General features: G+C 43.2%; 11 protein-coding genes. 5 read left to right on the top strand and 6 right to left on the bottom strand.

Features of this window, described 5'->3' with window-relative positions; genetic code table 11:
* Positions 1–104: 104 nt before the first annotated feature.
* Positions 105–2,039 carry a 30S ribosomal protein S1 gene (gene rpsA / locus QM738_RS11225; protein WP_462276809.1) on the top strand — a complete coding sequence of 645 codons (1,935 nt, stop codon included), beginning with the start codon at positions 105–107 and terminating at the stop codon, positions 2,037–2,039.
* Positions 2,040–2,140: 101 nt separating this feature from the next.
* Here rpsA and QM738_RS11220 read toward each other — a convergent pair whose 3' ends face one another.
* The 6 genes from QM738_RS11220 to QM738_RS11195 form a co-directional block, all read right to left on the bottom strand.
* Entirely contained in the window at positions 2,141–3,454 is a 1,314-nt protein-coding gene (locus QM738_RS11220) for a gluconate:H+ symporter (RefSeq protein ID WP_462276808.1), read from the bottom strand.
* 4 nt (positions 3,455–3,458) lie between these two features.
* A complete protein-coding gene (locus QM738_RS11215; protein WP_462276807.1) occupies positions 3,459–4,289 on the bottom strand; it encodes a fumarylacetoacetate hydrolase family protein in 831 nt (276 codons plus the stop codon).
* 12 nt (positions 4,290–4,301) lie between these two features.
* Positions 4,302–5,303: an SMP-30/gluconolactonase/LRE family protein gene (locus QM738_RS11210; RefSeq protein ID WP_462276806.1), complete on the bottom strand. Its 1,002-nt coding sequence runs from the start codon at positions 5,301–5,303 to the stop codon at positions 4,302–4,304.
* Between the two features lie 9 nt (positions 5,304–5,312).
* Positions 5,313–7,031: an IlvD/Edd family dehydratase gene (locus QM738_RS11205; RefSeq protein ID WP_462276805.1), complete on the bottom strand. Its 1,719-nt coding sequence runs from the start codon at positions 7,029–7,031 to the stop codon at positions 5,313–5,315.
* A gap of 177 nt (positions 7,032–7,208) precedes the next feature.
* Positions 7,209–8,747 carry a SusD/RagB family nutrient-binding outer membrane lipoprotein gene (locus tag QM738_RS11200; RefSeq protein WP_462276804.1) on the bottom strand — a complete coding sequence of 513 codons (1,539 nt, stop codon included), beginning with the start codon at positions 8,745–8,747 and terminating at the stop codon, positions 7,209–7,211.
* An 11-nt stretch (positions 8,748–8,758) separates the two neighbouring features.
* A complete protein-coding gene (locus QM738_RS11195) occupies positions 8,759–11,947 on the bottom strand; it encodes a SusC/RagA family TonB-linked outer membrane protein (protein ID WP_462276803.1) in 3,189 nt (1,062 codons plus the stop codon).
* Between the two features lie 203 nt (positions 11,948–12,150).
* On the opposite strand from QM738_RS11195, the gene QM738_RS11190 reads away from it, so the two are divergent.
* The 4 genes from QM738_RS11190 (at position 12,151) to QM738_RS11175 (ending at position 17,107) form a co-directional block, all read left to right on the top strand.
* A complete protein-coding gene (locus QM738_RS11190) occupies positions 12,151–13,047 on the top strand; it encodes a helix-turn-helix domain-containing protein (RefSeq protein ID WP_462276802.1) in 897 nt (298 codons plus the stop codon).
* Positions 13,034–14,569 (top strand): gluconokinase, encoded by a 1,536-nt coding sequence (locus QM738_RS11185; RefSeq protein ID WP_462276801.1) that lies wholly within the window; start codon positions 13,034–13,036, stop codon positions 14,567–14,569. The genes QM738_RS11190 and QM738_RS11185 overlap by 14 nt, the downstream gene beginning before the upstream one ends.
* Before the next feature lie 33 nt (positions 14,570–14,602).
* Positions 14,603–15,529, top strand: a complete 927-nt coding sequence (locus tag QM738_RS11180; protein WP_462276800.1) for an RraA family protein — start codon at positions 14,603–14,605, stop codon at positions 15,527–15,529.
* A gap of 87 nt (positions 15,530–15,616) precedes the next feature.
* Complete coding sequence (locus QM738_RS11175) at positions 15,617–17,107, top strand: mandelate racemase/muconate lactonizing enzyme family protein (protein WP_462276799.1); 1,491 nt, start codon at positions 15,617–15,619, stop codon at positions 17,105–17,107.
* Positions 17,108–17,242: the final 135 nt, after the last annotated feature.

Genomic DNA, 17,242 nt, shown 5'->3' with positions numbered 1-17,242 from the left:
AACCAGGCTGAATTTCATTATAAAAAAGGCTGATATTATCTTGACAAAAACGGGTATATTTTAGTAACTTTGCCGTCCCGTTCAAAAAACCACGGGGTTAATTTATGTCTTTCAATATTTTTAAACAATTAAACGCAGATGCACAGGAAGGGTCATCAGCTCCGGCTGCTGAAACTGCTGCGACAACAAACGTGCCTGTACAGGCCCCGGTTGCTGAAACTGTGGCTACCGCTCACGACGATTTTGACTGGAGCGTTGACAAAAGAAATGTAACCAGCTATTCTGCTGCTGAAAAAGCAAAGTATGATACTGTTTACGACAACACTTTCAAACAGATCAATGATGGTGAAATGATACAGGCAACTGTAGAATCATTAACCAAAACTGATGCTGTGGTGAACATTGGTTTTAAAAGCGATGGTTTGATCTCTCTGAACGAATTCAGGGATATTCCCGGTGGCGTTAAAGTAGGTGATGTGATTGAAGTAATGGTGGTGGAAAAAGAAGACAGGGAAGGAAACCTGCACCTGAGCCGCAAGAACGCACGCACTACAAGGGCTTGGGAAAGGATCATGGAAGTACACCGTACTGGTGAAATTGTTACCGGTTTGGTTACCAGCAAAACTAAAGGTGGTTTGATCGTTGATGTATTTGGTATGGAAACCTTCTTACCAGGTTCTCAGATCGACGTTAAACCTGTTACTGATTACGACCAGTTCGTAAACAAAACAATGGAATTTAAAGTGGTTAAGATCAACGAAGCCATTAAGAATGCTGTTGTTTCTCATAAAGCGCTTATTGAAAGTGATATCGAAGCACAACGTGCCGAGATCATGGGTAAACTGGAAAAAGGCCAGGTACTGGAAGGTACTATCAAGAACATCACTGACTTCGGTGCATTTCTTGACCTGGGCGGCTTAGATGGTTTACTGTACATCACTGATATTTCATGGGGACGTATCAACCACCCAAGCGAAGTATTGAAAATGGATCAGAAACTGAACGTGGTGGTACTGGATTTTGATGATGATAAAAAACGTATCAGCCTTGGCCTGAAACAATTGACTCCTCATCCTTGGGATACTTTATCTGAAGGCCTGAAAGAAGGTGAAATTGTAAAAGGTAAAGTGGTGAACATTGAAGACTACGGCGCATTCCTGGAAATCATGCCGGGCGTGGAAGGTTTGGTACACGTAAGTGAAATTACATGGGCCAACACTCCTATCAATGCAAAAGAATTCTTTAAACTGGGCGACGAATACGAAGCTAAAGTAGTTACCCTGGATAAAGATACCCGCAAAATGAGTCTTTCTATCAAACAAATGACTGAAGATCCATGGAGCAATATTGAAACTGTTTTCCCTGAAGGCAGTAAACATAAAGGTGTTGTTAAGAACATCACTCCTTATGGTGTGTTTGTGGAACTGGCTACCGGTATTGGTGGTATGATCCACATCAGCGACCTGAGCTGGTTAAAACGTTTCAATAACCCGAACGAATACACTAAAGTAGGCGAAACTATCGATGTGGTTATCATGAACATTGATAAAGAAGGACGCAAACTGCAGTTAGGTCACAAACAGATCGAAGAAGATCCATGGAACACCCTGGAATCTACCTTCCCTGTTGGCAGCATCCACGAAGGTACCGTTGTTAAAAAAGACGATAAAGGTGCTGTAGTACAATTGCCATATGGCCTTGAAGGATTTGCTCCAAGCCGTCACTTAGCTAAGGAAGATGGTAAAACTGTTGGTGCTGATGAAACTGCACAGTTCATGGTAATTGAGTTTGACCGTAACGACAAACGTATCGTGTTAAGCCATACCCGTATCTGGGAACAGGTGATCGAAGAAGAAAAACAAGCAATTGCAAAAGAAAAAAGAGCAGATGCTGAGATCACTAAAAAAGCAGTGAAGAACCTGCAAAGCAAAGTAGAAAAATCAACTTTAGGCGACCTGGGCGTTTTAGCTAACTTAAAAGCTAAGATGGAAAATGATGCAGCTGCATCTGAAGGTAAAGAAGAACCTAAAGGCGAATAATTTATAAGCGCTTTAAATAAAAGATCCCATTGCAATTGCAGTGGGATCTTTTTTTATGCAACCAAGCTAAGGCTACAGCTTTCTATTATTTTATAGAATGATTAAACGATCATATCCAGCAATAACACCCCTGCCAGGCCCACGAGCGAGATAATGGTTTCCATTACCGTCCACGAAAGGAAGGTTTGCTTTAAGGAGAGTTTGAAGAATTCTTTATACATCCAGAAACCTGAATCGTTGATATGCGAACCGAATACACTGCCCGCTCCTACTGCCAGCACCATCAGTTCCGGCGATGCTGCACCACTTACTACTAATGGTGATACCACTCCTGCTGCTGTAATACCTGCTACGGTTGCCGAGCCGATCATTACCCGCAGCAAGGCTGTGATGAGCCACCCGAATAATAAAGGCGGCATTTGCCATTTGCTGCTGAAGGAGGCGATATAATCACCGGTGCCGCTATCGATCAACACCTGTTTAAAAATACCGCCTGCTGTTATGATCAGTAATATCATGGCGATGCCGGAGACTGCATCACTTAGTGACCGCATCATGGTTTCCATTGGTTTGCCTGCCCGTATACCAAAATAATAAATGGCCAGCAATACTGCTATCAGTAATGCGATAGTGGAATCGCCGGTGAACAATAATATTTTTTGCAGGACTGTGTTGGCCGGTAAAAAATTAGCGGCTATTACTGCGAGTGTTATCAGTATCACCGGCAGCAATGCGATGATAAAACTGGGGAATGCTGCGGGTAATGTTTTGTTTGCATTTATTTCTTCGCCTGCAAATGAGGCCGTGGTATCTACTTTTATTTTTTGCAGAAATCTTCCCAACAACGGGCCTGCAATTATTACAGCAGGTATTGCCATTAGTATTCCATACAATAATACTTTGCCCATGTTGGCTTTAAAAGCATTTACTAACACAACGGGGCCGGGATGAGGCGGTAAAAAACAATGCGTAGTGGATAGTGCTGCGGCCATTGGTACGGCGATGTATAATAATGGTAAACCTGTTTTGCGTGCCAGTGTAAATACCAATGGCACGAGTATCACGAAACCTGCATTATAATACAATGGTATGCCTATTAAAAATCCGGTGACCATTACTGCCCACTGGATATTTTTTGTACCGAATGCATTGATCAATGTGGTGGATATTTTTTCTGTAGCGCCATTCTGTTCCAGTATCTTTCCCAGTATAGCACCCAGGCAGATCACGAGTGCCAAACCACCCAATGTGCTGCCAACACCTTTTTCTATTGACTTGAGTATTTCTTCCGGTTTTAATCCTAATAATAAACCGGCTGTGATGGAAACAATTATCAGGGATAAAAAAGGGCTCACCTTTTTTATGGTTAGAAAAACCTGCAGGGCAATCGCAAAAATGATGATGAGAAAAGTCATGCTGTTAACGCACGGTATTGGTTAATGTTCCGATATGATCGATGCTGATCTTAATGATATCACCACTTCGTAAAGTAAAATCACTGCCCGGTACAATACCTGTTCCGGTCATGATCAAACAGCCATACGGAAAACTGCATTCCCTGAATACAAAGCCCACCAGTTCTTCCGGCGTTCTTTTCATCTGGCTGATAGCAATGGTATCGCTGAACACTACCGCGTCTTCTCTTGATATCTCCAGTGTTATCATCGTACTGCTGTCAAGCGGTTGTTCTGTTACATAAATACAGGGACCTATTGCTGCACAGGCATCATAGGTTTTTGCCTGCGGCAGGTACAATGGATTTTCTCCTTCAATACTCCTGCTGCTCATATCGTTGCCAATAGTATAGCCGATGATCTTGCCGGATGATGTTACCACTAAAGTCAATTCCGGCTCCGGTACATCCCAGGTGGAATCTTTGCGGATATTTACTTTTGCCCCCTCGCCCACCACCCGGTGCGCTGTTGATTTAAAAAATACTTCCGGTCTTTCTGCTTCATACACTTTTGCATAAAAATCGGCACCGCCACTTGCTTTTGATTCTTCCTGCCTGCCCACTTTACTTCTTAAATAAGTTACACCACAGGCCCATAGTTCCTGCCCGCTGCCCATGGGTGCTGTTATTTCATTGATCAATTCTTTGCCTGCGGGTGATAATGACTGTGTAAGATTTTCGAGCTTTACATACAGGTCGTCATTATTCACAAACAACTCCCAGTTCTCTTCTTTGACCGGGTAAAATTTATTTTCTTTTTCTATTACAATGCCTGTCTTTGTTCTGTATAATTTCATGCGTAATTTATTTTAATCCCTCATTTTAAATCTCAATACGTACATATCATTGGTAATATACAAAGTTTTTTCGTCGCTGCTTAGGGCGCAATTAGATGCCTGTTCTGTCAAATGTAATTTGCCCAGCAATTTCGCATCTTTATTAAAAATCCATATTCCACCAGGGCCGGAGGCAAACACATTGCCTTTTGTATCTACTTTCAAACCATCCGGTGCACCTTTTACGCCTTTGGGTGCGCCCACGGTACTGTAAAATATTTTTCCGTTGGTGAGCGAATCCCCTTTTACATCATATACATACCAATTGGGTTTGCGTCCATCAGAACAGGCGACGATGAGTTTTTTATCGCCCGGTAAAAATGCAATGCCGTTGGGCCTTGGCAAAGTATCGATGAGTAAAATAACTGTGCCGTCTTTTTTTACTTTATATACGCCGTTGAATTTTATTTCTTTTTTTGGATCATCATCCCGTTGTGTTTCCAGCCCATACGGAGGATCGGTAAAAAACAATTCGCCATTGTGATTGTACACCGCATCATTCGGGCTGCTGAAACGCAGGCCTTTATACTTTGATGCAATGTGCACAAAATTGGGGGCTGGTTTTGCAAGCGGTGCATTCATCCATGCCATCTGCCGGTCGCCATCCTGGCATAATACCAGGCGGCCTTTATTATCCAACGTTAAACCATTGCTGCCCATTTCGCCTTTGCGTTTTATTACGGTATCTGTATAACCCGAAGGCATCAAATACAATTCCGTTCCTTTAGCAGCGGTCCATTTATAAATTTTATTTTCGGGAACATCAGAAAAGATGAGCGCATTTATTTTTTCCAGCCACAGCGGGCCTTCGCACCAGTTGAACCCTTCTGCAATTATTTCGGCCTGTGCCCCGGGTTTGATGATAGCATCCAGTGCAGGATCGATCCGTTCTACAGTGCCGATCATTTTGTTCTGCGCATGCAAGGAACAATGCATCGTAATTAAAAGAAGATGGAATGCAAGCAATTTTTTCATATCAACAATTTAGTGAGAATCCCTGGTAACTTCTGATCCGGAATTGCCTTGTAAAAAATCAAGGTCGGCTCCTTTATCGGCCTGCATCACATGTTTTACATATAAATTCACATAACCTCTTTCAGCTGCAGGCTTTGGTGCGGCCCATGCGGCTCTTCGTTTTTCCAGCTCCTCGTCTGTTACAGCTAAATTAATTTTTCTTGCTGATACATCCAGTTCAATGATATCACCATTTTTCACCAGCGCCAACGTCCCGCCAATAGCAGATTCGGGAGACACATGCAATACCACCGTTCCATAAGCGGTGCCGCTCATTCGTCCATCGGAGATACGTACCATATCGGTAATGCCTTTCTGCAGTAATTTTTTGGGCAATGCCATATTCCCCACTTCGGGCATACCGGGATAACCCACAGGGCCCACATATTTCAATACCATCACGCAGGTCTCATCAATATCCAGATCAGGATCGTCTATGCGTTTATGATAGTCTTCAATACTTTCAAACACTACTGCACGGCCTTTGTGCTTCATTAAAGCGGGCGTTGCGGCAGAAGGTTTCATCACTGCGCCATTTGTTGCCAGGTTTCCTTTCAGCACCACGCATCCGGCTTCTGCAATTAAAGGTTTATCGTAAGTAGCAATTACATTTTCATTATAACATTCCGTGAGTCCTTTAATATTTGCTTCGTGACCTTTTCCTGTAACTGTGATCACATTTTTATGTAAATGGTCTTTCAGTTCATTTAATATAACCGGTAATCCTCCTGCATAATAAAAATCTTCCATCAAATATTTTCCGGATGGCATCAGGTTCAATAAGAGCGGAATTTTACTTCCCAATGTATCAAAATCTTCCAGGTTCAGTTCTACTCCTATCCTTCCTGCAATAGCCGTTAAATGAATAATAAAATTAGAAGAACCTCCTACTGCTGCATTTACTTTGATGGCATTTTCAAATGCTTCGCGGGTGAGTATCTTTGATATGGTAAGATCTTCTTTTACCATCTCCACTATCCTCCTGCCACTTAACTGTGCCATTACTTTTTTCCTGGAGTCGGCTGCAGGTATAGCTGCGGCGCCGGGCAATGTTAATCCCAATGATTCCACCATACAGGCCATTGTAGAGGCCGTGCCCATCGTCATGCAATGGCCCACGCTGCGGCTCATGCAACTTTCGGCAATGGTGCATTCTTCCTGCGTCATCTTACCGGTCTTCATATCTTCATCAAACTTCCATACATGCGTACCCGAACCGATATCTGTGCCTTTATATTTTCCATTCAGCATCGGTCCACCCGGTACAACAATTGTAGGCAGGTTCACACTCGATGCACCCATTACAGTAGAAGGTGTTGTTTTATCACAACCGGTCAACAGCACCACACCATCAATAGGATTACCCCGGATGGATTCTTCTGCATCCATACTGGCGAGGTTCCTGAACAGCATGGCGGTTGGTTTCAGTAATGTTTCTCCTAACGACATGATAGGAAATTCTACCGGAAATCCGCCTGCTTCATACACGCCTCTTTTCACCATTTCGGCAAGGTCGCGTAAATGTGCATTGCAGGGCGTCAATTCGCTCCAGGTATTGCAGATACCAATTACCGGCCTGCCATCAAACAGGTCGGGCGGCATACCCTGGTTCTTCATCCAGCTGCGGTAAATGATCCCGTCTTTATCTTTTCTTCCAAACCAATCGTGGCTGCGCAATTTTTTTTTCATGACTGATGATTTGTAACACCTGCATTAACATTATCAACAGGAAAGTTAATGCAATGATCGTATATGGTCAATTTATCGGGTAAGAGTTTTTAAAATTTAAGAAGAGAAAAAATAAGACCTTATGTAGAAACAAAAGGCCTTTTTTGCCGCGTATATGAATCAACTGCTGTGCGTTTTTTATGGCTTGTCCCACCATATTTTGGTACTTAGTTTATCTGCTCCCTGCGCCGCGATCGCTGCATTTACATTGGTTGTATTTACAGATAGTTCTGAAGTGGGATAAGTAAGCCTCCTGATAAAAGTTCCATTGGGTACATCGGGATTATTGGGCTGTCCGTAAGGATTGGGGGTTAATGCAGGGAAACCGCTTCTCCTGAAATTTGCAAATGCTTCGGGCCCGTTCAAAAAAGATGCGATCCAGTATTGTGTATTGATCTGCTGCAGTTCGGTACCTACCACCAATGGATTGGCAGTAACATAAGTATCTCTTGCACCTGCTGCAACAGCCGTATTGGCATCGTAGGTGGCCATCTGGTCCATGTGCGCCCTTATGCCATCGCTGAAATATTGTGCTGCGGTGCCGGTTGTTACCCAGCCCCTGAACCTTGCTTCGGCCAGCAACAAATTGGTTTGTGCCGCACTTACTAAAAATACCGGGGAAGTTGTTTTTACAATTCTCCTGCGGTCGGCCTGGCTGTAATCGTAAAAAGAAGCCAGTCCGTCTGTTGTAGCCTGCGCTACAATGGTGCCATTATCTTTTCCCATAGGCATTCCTATCTGCTGTGCGGCATTGGTGGAGCCGGCTGCTGCAGTTTGCCCATTACCGGATGTGGCGCCTACATAACGGACGGCTATAGCGGAGAGGCGTGGGTCGTTGGTGTTTTTTAACTGGTCTACAAATGGCTTGGTCAGGTAGAAGTTAGCAGCTTCACTACCATTCAATATGCCACCAATGGGTTGATTGTAATTAGCATCGTGGCGGATATAGGCATTGTCTGCATTGGTCAATATCACCCCACCTGCAAATGCTGCTGCCACTGTTGTTTGCGCTTTGGCAGGATCGGCCTTACTTAGCCGCATGCCTGCACGTAACAGTAACGAATACCCGAATTTTTTCCATTTGGCAATATCGCCGCTGTACAATACATCCGAAGTTTCGATGGTGCCGGTGGCACTCAATGCAGCCGATGCTTCTGTCAGCTCCTGTATGATCTTGGTATAGATCCCCTGCTGGCCATCATATTTTGGCAGCAGCAACTGGTTACTATATCCCGTACCCGCTTCGGTAAAAGGTATATCGCCATATTCATCGGTCAATATCATAAAGGCATAGGCCTGGTATATCCTCGCCATATTATACAGGTTGCTCCTGGCAGTGTTACTCTTTGTATTCTGTATCACATCGTAATTGTATTTGATCACATTCTGGTAATACACAGCCCATATAGGCAATTGGGTAATGTCGCGACTGTCCTGGTTAAAATTGGCGCCGGCCAATACACCGCCATTGGGTGTAACCATTTGCTGTACGATACCCATATCGAACACCAGTGTTTTTACAGGAAAGGAAGAATTGATGATCGCATTGTTCAGCAAAAAAACAGGATCTACTGAAGTGGGACTGGTCTTGTTCTTATTCAGGTCGTCCAGGCCTTTATCGCAGGAACTTATCATCAATATGGTGAGCAGGAAACTATAATGCAATATTTTTTTCATGATCTTGAGTTTTAAAATTTAATGTTCAGGTTCAAACCGATACCTCTTGTTGTTGGCAGGCCGGGCGACTCCAGCCCTACCTGGTTATCCGAACTAAAGCCAAAGGTTTCAGGATCGATATTGTCCACCCATTTTTTAATGATCAAAACATTATTGGCCACGAGGTCAAGTCTTACCCCTTTGAAAGGCCATTTAACAGGAACGTATTTGGTGAGATCATATCCAATGCTCAGCTGGCGCAGTTTCCAGTAACCGCCATTATAAATAACCGGCTCAATGATCTGTTGCGAACGCAGGTGTTCCCAATAGGTTTGCACCGGTACTACAACTGTATTTACACCACCACTCTGGTTCACCCCTTGTCCTACCACGCCGGATGTTCTTCCTTCGAGTGTCATTTTATGCAGGCCTTCCCTTATAGCATTGAAATTGGTGCCCGACAACATTTTATTGCCCAGTTTATAATCAATGAAAACAGCAAGCGTAATGCCTTTATAATTGAATGAATTTAAAAACCCGCCGGTCCATTTAGGCAAAGCGCTTCCGAATAAAACCAGGTCGGAAGTACGCAGCGGTAAGCCATTTGCCTGGAAGATCCTTTGATTTCCTTTTGTTGCATCTGTGGCATATCCATAACCGGCTATCTGCCCCATTTCCTGGCCCACCACATGCCTTACTTCGCCATTGAATGTATGCGTGCCGATGGTTATCCTTTCACCGGGTGTATTGGTGATGATGCTCAGCACTTTTGTTTTATTATAAGAAGTATTGGCGGTAAAATTCCAGGTAAAATTTTTGTGCTGCACAATACCCAGCGTCAACATTGCTTCAAATCCTTTATTGCTGCTGGCGCCGCTGTTTATACGGGTATTTACAAAGCCGGAAGCATCGGACACCTGTACCTGTACGATCTGGTCACGGGTTGTTTTTTTATATACTGCCACATCCAGGTTTACCCTGCTTTTGAACATTTTTAATTCCATACCCAGTTCTGTTTCCGTAACACGGCTTGGTCTTAAATTAGGATTGGGTATAGAGTTGCCACTTGTACTAACGGGAACGGGTACACCAGAACTGTTATTGATCAGGTTGGCATTTACCGCGTAAAAAAGCTGGCCTGAATAAGGCGCTACATCACCATCACTGCCCACTTGCGCATAACCCACTCTTATTTTTCCAAAGTCAAGCCAGGTTTGTTTGGGCAGACTTTCGGAAAAAACATAGGAGCCTGAAACGGAAGGATAAGCGATGCTCCTGTTTTCGGGTGACAGTGTAGAGAACCAATCATTTCTTACTGTACCATTCAGGTACAGGGTTCTTTTCCAGGATACTTCACCCGAAGCATACAATGAATTTACACCCTGCTCTGTCAGCGTGTATACAGGATCCTTTGAGCGACCGTTCTGAACGGAGTACAATCCCCTTACAAAAAAGTCGGTTACCTGTACGTTGTTTATATCCAGCAGCCTTTTCATTTTATTACCCCCTGCTGTTAGCGTGGCTTCAAAATCTTTGAATTTTTTATTGGCAGATAGTAAGAAATCCAGGTTGGTTTCCCTGAAACGGCGTGATTCCTGTGTATAGATACCATTGGCAAAGCCTGTAACGAGTGGGCGTGATGCCTGCCCGGTGGGAAAATTATTTACGTCTTCATCACGACTGAAATAATCCTGCCCAAATCTTCCCTGTACAAATAACCAGGGAAGCAAATTGTATTTAGCAGAGATATTGCCGAATATCCTGTCGCGTTTGATATTGTGGAATTGTTCTACCATTACCCAGTAAGGATTGGTACGGTTGGTAAAGCGGGAATAAACATATTCATTCCCTTGTGCATTGTATTTATTATCATTCAGCACACTCAAAGGCATGGTATTGGCCATGGCCATTAATGTGGTAGGGATGGAATTATCCTGGTTGGCGATATTAGGTGGATTGGTGTTTTTTTCATTGGTATAATTCACATTACCCATAAAGCTGAACTTATCCGTTAAGTTATAACTAAAGCCAAGGTTCATGCCTTTACGGTTAAAAGTATTATTGGGAACAATGCCTTTGTTGTCGGTATTCACCAGCGAAAGATATAAGCCGCCTTTATCACCGCCTGTACTTAGTGTAACCGTATTCGTTAAGTTTTGTCCGTGCCTGTAAAATTCTTTTATACGGCTGCCCTGCGCTTCGTATGGAATATTGGAGGTGTTGAATAATGTTTGCGTCATACCGGGCTGTATCTTTTCGCCGAAAGACCATTGGCCAGATGTTGGATTTACGGTTGTTGGCCTTACACCATTTTCACCCTGCCCATACTCTTTTTGATAATCCGTATAGTCCAAAGGCGTTTCGTTGGTGTAATTGATGTTATAGCTTACACCAATACCTTTTCCCTTGCCTTTTGTTTTGGTGGTGATCATTATTACACCATCCTTTGCTCTTGATCCGTACAAAGCTGCAGCTGCGGCGCCTTTCAGCACGGTCATATTCTCAATATCATCGGGGTTGATGCTGGATAAACCATCACCTCCATCAGAATACACACCGCCGCCTTTTACGCCCACAGTACTTCCGTTAACATTACCGCCGGGTTCAGCATTGCTGTTGGAGTTGGAATTATCGATGGGTACGCCGTTGATAACGATCAGCGGGCTGTTCTGTCCCGAGATAGAAGATTGTCCACGGATGCGTATTTTGGAAGACCCTCCCGGGCCGGTACCCATGCCGGAAATATTAACGCCGGCTACTTTTCCCTGCAGGGCATTGATGGGATTGGGTGTTCTGTTGACAGAAAGTTCTTCGGGTTTTACACTCGAGGCAGCGTAACCAAGGCCTCTTGATTGTTTGCTGATACCCAGTGCAGTCACCACCACTTCATTCATATTGCGGCTGTCTGCTGTCAGTACCACATTTACCACGGTACGGCCAGCCACTTTTACTTCCTGGCTGGCAAAGCCAACAGAACTGAATATGAGTACAGCGTTGGATGCTGCGGTGATATTGTATTGACCGGCAGCATTGGTACTGGTACCGGTATTGCTGCCTTTTACCAATACGGAGATATTGGGCAGCTCTTTTCCGGCGGCGTCTGTTACTTTACCGGTAACCGTTTGAGCAACAGCACTAAAGGAGAAAAATACAAGAAGGAGGAATGTAAAGAACATTTCACGCATGGCCGGCATGGCTGCCCGCTGCAGTTTTTTCTTCATGATAGCAAGTTATTTGGTTAATGAATTTTGTAGCAATCCGTTTTACAGCTTACAAAATAGAAGTAAAAAATTCCGAAAAACTTCCAATAAAAAACTACGTTGAATTTTGAACATGTTTTGTGAAAGGAAAGTTGATATTGCATAAAATTCAGGATAGGTTTTAAACAGAATTGCAGTATTTTAGAACACTTAATAACGATTGCATGAACCAGTTCCTTTTTCAACAGGGCCATTCAAAAGAACTGGATTCGTTTTCGCATATCCTTGAATTTGCGATCAAGCGCAACACTGCTGTTCACCTCAATTCATTTACGGAAGATGCCACCAACAGCATCAGGATATTTTATGTGCTGGAAGGAAAATTTGAATGGACGATCAATGATCATCATCATATTCTATACCCAGGTGATCTGGCATTGATACAGCCAGGTCATAAATTGGGCGGACAAAAAGGCGTGCTGGATATTGGTAAGATCTGTTGGTTATGTATTGAAGTGAATAAACCCGAGCCTGCCGACAGGATGATGCTCGGTAAGTGGAGCAATATCCCAAAAAATGAATTACTGGCAATTGGAAAAATATTCAAGCTCTGTGATACGCCGATACTTTCTAAAATAAAAGAAGCAGGCAGGATATTAAACGAACTGCAGCAGGAATTATTCAATCAACAGATCGGTTACAGCACAAGGGTGAACCAGTTGATAGATGAATTATTTATTTTGATCGCACGCAAGCTTACGTTACAAAACAATACGCATCGCGATTTCCCGCAATCATTCATGAACCTGGAGCAGGCATTGCGTAAAAATTTATCGCATAACTGGACGGTGGAGGAAATGGCTGCCATGGTGGGATTAGGTACCACCACGTTCACAGAAAAAGTAAAAAGCTATTCCGGTTTTTCTCCTTTGAATTACCTCATTACTATCCGTATTTCGGAAGCTACCAAGTTATTAAAACAAAATAACCTGAGTGTAACAGATATCGCTTTGGATACAGGTTTTTATTCATCACAGCATTTTGCAACAACATTCAAAAAACTCACGGGCTATACGCCCAGTGATTTCAGGAAAAAAAATATTTCATATGGGCAAGACTAATACCACGCAGAAGGAATGCATTATTACCATTGAGCTCGGTACGAGTGCAGTAAGGGTTTTTGCTTTTGACATTGCAGGAAATGTTATTGGTTCTGCAAAAGGCATCTATCCTACTTTTCATCCGGAGCCCGATTACAGCGAACAGGATCCTGAACAATTGTTTATTACCATGCTGTATGTGCTCAAGAATTTTTTGACAGAAACCGTGCATGCTAAAAAATATAAAGTGCTGACCATCTGTTTCAGCGCTGCCATGCATAGTGTATTGCCTATTGATAAGAATGGCGTGCCTTTGGGCAATGTAATTACCTGGGCTGATAATCGTGGAAAAGACGAAGCAAAAAAATTAAAAGAAAGCACGCTGGGAAAAAATATTTATAAAGCAACCGGCACGCCTATTCATCCAATGTCGCCACTGGTAAAGATTACCTGGATGAAAAATAAGGACAAGGAACGCTTTAAAAAAACGAATAAATTCCTTTCCATTAAGTCCTATATCATTCAGCAGTTAACAGGAGAGTATATCATTGACTATAGCCTTGCTTCTGCAACCGGATTATTCAATATTCACAAATTAAAATGGGATGCTGATGCGCTGGACCATGCCGGTATTGCCGTAAATAAATTGCCGGCACTGGTGCCCGTTTTTCATGCTGAAGGCAAACTGCGCAAGGAGTATCAAACTTCATTGGGGCTTTCGGCTGACACGAAGATCATTACCGGCAGCAGCGATGGTTGCATGGCCACTTTGGGCGCAGGCGTATGGGAAGAAGGTAAAGCCACTATAACTATTGAAGACAGCGGCGCCATGAGAGTGGTAGGCAAAGAAATTTTAAAAGATGAGCAACAACGTTTTTTTAATTACGTATTGACTGAAGGCTATTACGTGAGCGGCGGACCTACTAACAACGGAGGGATCATCTTTGAATGGTTTACCAAGCAATTCGGTGATTTTAAGAATGCTTATGATATAGAAAGCAGCATGATGGAACTGATCAACGATGCTTCGCTGGTGGCAGCAGGATCAGATGGCCTATTATTTCTCCCTTATCTACTCGGCGAAAGAGCGCCGATATGGAATGCCAATGCAAGAGGTGTTTATTTTGGTTTGAACATTAACCATGAACAAAAACATTTTGTACGTGCTACCATTGAAGGCATTCTATATGAAATGTACAGTATTGGAAAAACACTGGAAGAACACCGCAGTATTAAAAGCCTTTCGGTGAACGGTAGCTTTGGTACCATTCCATTCTGCAGCCAGCTGATCGCCGATATCTTTAATAAGCCTGTAAGCGTGAGCAAAAATACCAGTAGTGTTGGTCTCGGTACTTTTTTATTAAGCGCTACCGCCATGGGTATTTATAAAAATTTGGACGCTGCGGCCAAAAGCGTGGAATTCAGCGAAACTTTTAAACCCAATAAACAACACAATGCCATCTATAAAAATTACACCGGCATATTTGAAAGGTTAAGCAAAAAATTCAATGCTGAGTTTGAAGCGATCGCCAACCTTCAATAACGCATTATTCCTGTTCACTAAATCATTGCATGTATGAAAAAGATCAGTCTTGTTTTTTATTTACTGTTAAGTTGCTTTTTAACAACAACTGCACAACAGGTCACTTTAACTCCCGAGCAAATAAAAGCGTATACGCCTGACTGGAAGGGTGAACGTTTTGCAGATGGCAGGCCCAAGGTCGCTGACAAGTGGCTGGAGCGATTGAAGAAAGTACACCTGGAAGAAGCCTGGGGCATTCTCCGTAACAAAGGTTTTCAAAACCAGTTTGAAGGCGACTGGATGGTGGAACATCCCGATTCGGTGATGACGGGAAGAGTGGTTACAGCGCAATACCTGCCGCTTAGACCTGATGTAGATAAGATCATCAAAGAAAAAGGTAAAGCAGAGGGGCGCATCGGTGCCACCAATTCGTGGCCCATTGATGTTTTGAAGAATGGGGACATTTATGTAGCTGACAGTTATGGAAAAATTATTGATGGCACTTTGATCGGCGATAACTTGGGCAATTCCATTTATGCCAAATCATTACGGGGCGTTATCTTTTATGGTTCGGTAAGGGATATTGAAGGACTGGATGAGATCAAAGGTTTTAATGCGTGGACAAAAGGATATGATCCTTCCTATATACAACAGATGATGTTGGGTGGCATTAATGTGCCGATACGTATTGGCCGTGCTACCGTATTGCCCGGTGATGTTGCACTCGCAAAAAAAGGAGGCGTTGTTTTTATTCCTGCTTACTTAGTGGAAGAAGTGGTGCTGAATGCAGAGTTCATTGCATTGCGGGATGCGTTTGGTCATCAGCGTTTGCGTGAACAGAAATATACACCCGGCCAGATCGATACACAATGGACAGAGGAGATCAAAAAAGATTTTTTAAAATGGCTCGATGATAACCCGGATAAATTACCGATGACAAGACAGGAGCTGGACCAGTTTATGAAGGACCGAACCTGGTAGATATTGGGTGCAGAATGTTCAATATTCAATTGGTGAAGAGTTTAAAATTTTAAAAGTATTCATTGTACTAAATAAAAAATTACTATTATGACAGCATCACAAAAATATTTACAAAAATTAGGTTTAAAAGACCAGGATGTAACTGAAGAAAATAATATACCGGCTGAACCCGAAAATCAGCGTCGTTCTTTTTTAAAAAAATCGATGCTGGGCGGTATCACGTTGGGTGGCGCTTTTGCATTTGCGCCGATTGAAGAATTGATCGCACAGAGCACACAAAAGGTGAGCCGTTATTCCAGCCCGTCAGAATTAAAAATAACGGATATGCGGTATGCCACCACTACAGTACTTGGCCGCACTTCCATTATCCGCATTGATACCAACCAGGGCATTTATGGTTTGGGCGAAGTAAGGGATGGCGCTGATGAACGTTATGCATTGATGTTGAAGAGCCGTTTGCTGGGGAAAAATCCCTGTAACGTAGAACAATTGTTTAAATCGATAAAACAGTTTGGTGGGCAAAGCCGACAGGCCGGTGGTGTATGTGGTGTGGAAATGGCCTTATGGGACATTGTTGGTAAAGCCTATAATGTGCCCTGCTGGCAATTATTGGGCGGCCGTTACCGTGATAAAATAAGATTGTATGCAGATACACCTGAAGCCGGTTCTCCTGAAGAACAAAAAAAATTAATGAACTACCGTATTAACGAGCAGGGGTACACGTGGTTAAAGATGGATCTCGGTATTGGTGAATTAAAAGGTATTCCCGGTGCATTAGTGAATGATAAATTCTGGCAAAATGACCAGGGTAATTTAGCGCAATGGGGCGATCAGAGTAATTACATGTCGTATGGTAATACACAACATCCATTTACACAGATACAGATCACCGATAAAGGTTTGGATGAACTGGCAAAGTTAGTGGACACTGTAAGAGGCATGCTGGGTTATGATATCCCGCTCTCCACCGATCATTATGGACATTTTGATTTTAATAATGGTATTCGCCTGGGACGTGCGGTTGAAAAATATCGTTTGGCCTGGCTGGAAGATGTAGTATCGTGGGAATTGACAGATCAATGGAAAATGATGTCGGATGCGTTGGAAACACCGTTGCTGACAGGAGAAGATATTTACCTGTTGAAAAATTTTAAGCCGCTCATCGATATCCATGCGGTGGATATTGTGCATCCCGATCTTGCTACATCGGGCGGCTTACTGGAAACAAAACGCATCGGTGATTATGCAGAAGAACATGGCATTGCGATGGCGATGCACCAGGCTGGCACGCCGGTCTCATTCATGGCGAATGTACATTGTGCTGCAGCCACACAAAATTTTTTAGCATTAGAACATCATTCCATTGACTTGCCCTGGTGGGAAAGCCTGGTGAAGACAACTGATGGTCGTCAACTGATCACAAAAGGTTTTGCCAATCTTCCATTAACAGCGCCTGGTTTAGGTATTGAGTTGAATGATGAAGTGGTAAAGCAACACCTACATGCATCTGATAAAACTTATTTTGCGCCAACACCGCAGTGGGATGAGAAGCGTTCGCATGACAGGATATTCAGTTAAGTAACTGTAGTTATCGATTCTTAAAAGGCTTATTGTGAGTGAGGTTGCGATCACTCACCGCAGAGAACGAGAGAAAAGGAGTCTTCGCAGAGATGCTCTGCGTGAACTCTGCCTCTCTTTTTCTCTGTCCAAAGG

The sequence above is a fragment of the Ferruginibacter sp. genome, assembly GCF_049840995.1.
Classification (GTDB): domain Bacteria; phylum Bacteroidota; class Bacteroidia; order Chitinophagales; family Chitinophagaceae; genus Ferruginibacter.
Note: the sequence above shows the minus strand (reverse complement) of the source record. Positions and strands in the feature narration are given on the sequence as shown.

Bases quoted from the DNA above. Each gene is read 5' to 3' on its own strand.
- rpsA (WP_462276809.1), top strand. From the start codon at position 105: ATGTCTTTCAATATTTTTAAACAATTAAACGCAGATGCACAGGAAGGG.
- QM738_RS11220 (WP_462276808.1), bottom strand. From the start codon at position 3,454: ATGACTTTTCTCATCATCATTTTTGCGATTGCCCTGCAGGTTTTTCTA.
- QM738_RS11215 (WP_462276807.1), bottom strand. From the start codon at position 4,289: ATGAAATTATACAGAACAAAGACAGGCATTGTAATAGAAAAAGAAAAT.
- QM738_RS11210 (WP_462276806.1), bottom strand. From the start codon at position 5,303: ATGAAAAAATTGCTTGCATTCCATCTTCTTTTAATTACGATGCATTGT.
- QM738_RS11205 (WP_462276805.1), bottom strand. From the start codon at position 7,031: ATGAAAAAAAAATTGCGCAGCCACGATTGGTTTGGAAGAAAAGATAAA.
- QM738_RS11200 (WP_462276804.1), bottom strand. From the start codon at position 8,747: ATGAAAAAAATATTGCATTATAGTTTCCTGCTCACCATATTGATGATA.
- QM738_RS11195 (WP_462276803.1), bottom strand. From the start codon at position 11,947: ATGAAGAAAAAACTGCAGCGGGCAGCCATGCCGGCCATGCGTGAAATG.
- QM738_RS11190 (WP_462276802.1), top strand. From the start codon at position 12,151: ATGAACCAGTTCCTTTTTCAACAGGGCCATTCAAAAGAACTGGATTCG.
- QM738_RS11185 (WP_462276801.1), top strand. From the start codon at position 13,034: ATGGGCAAGACTAATACCACGCAGAAGGAATGCATTATTACCATTGAG.
- QM738_RS11180 (WP_462276800.1), top strand. From the start codon at position 14,603: ATGAAAAAGATCAGTCTTGTTTTTTATTTACTGTTAAGTTGCTTTTTA.
- QM738_RS11175 (WP_462276799.1), top strand. From the start codon at position 15,617: ATGACAGCATCACAAAAATATTTACAAAAATTAGGTTTAAAAGACCAG.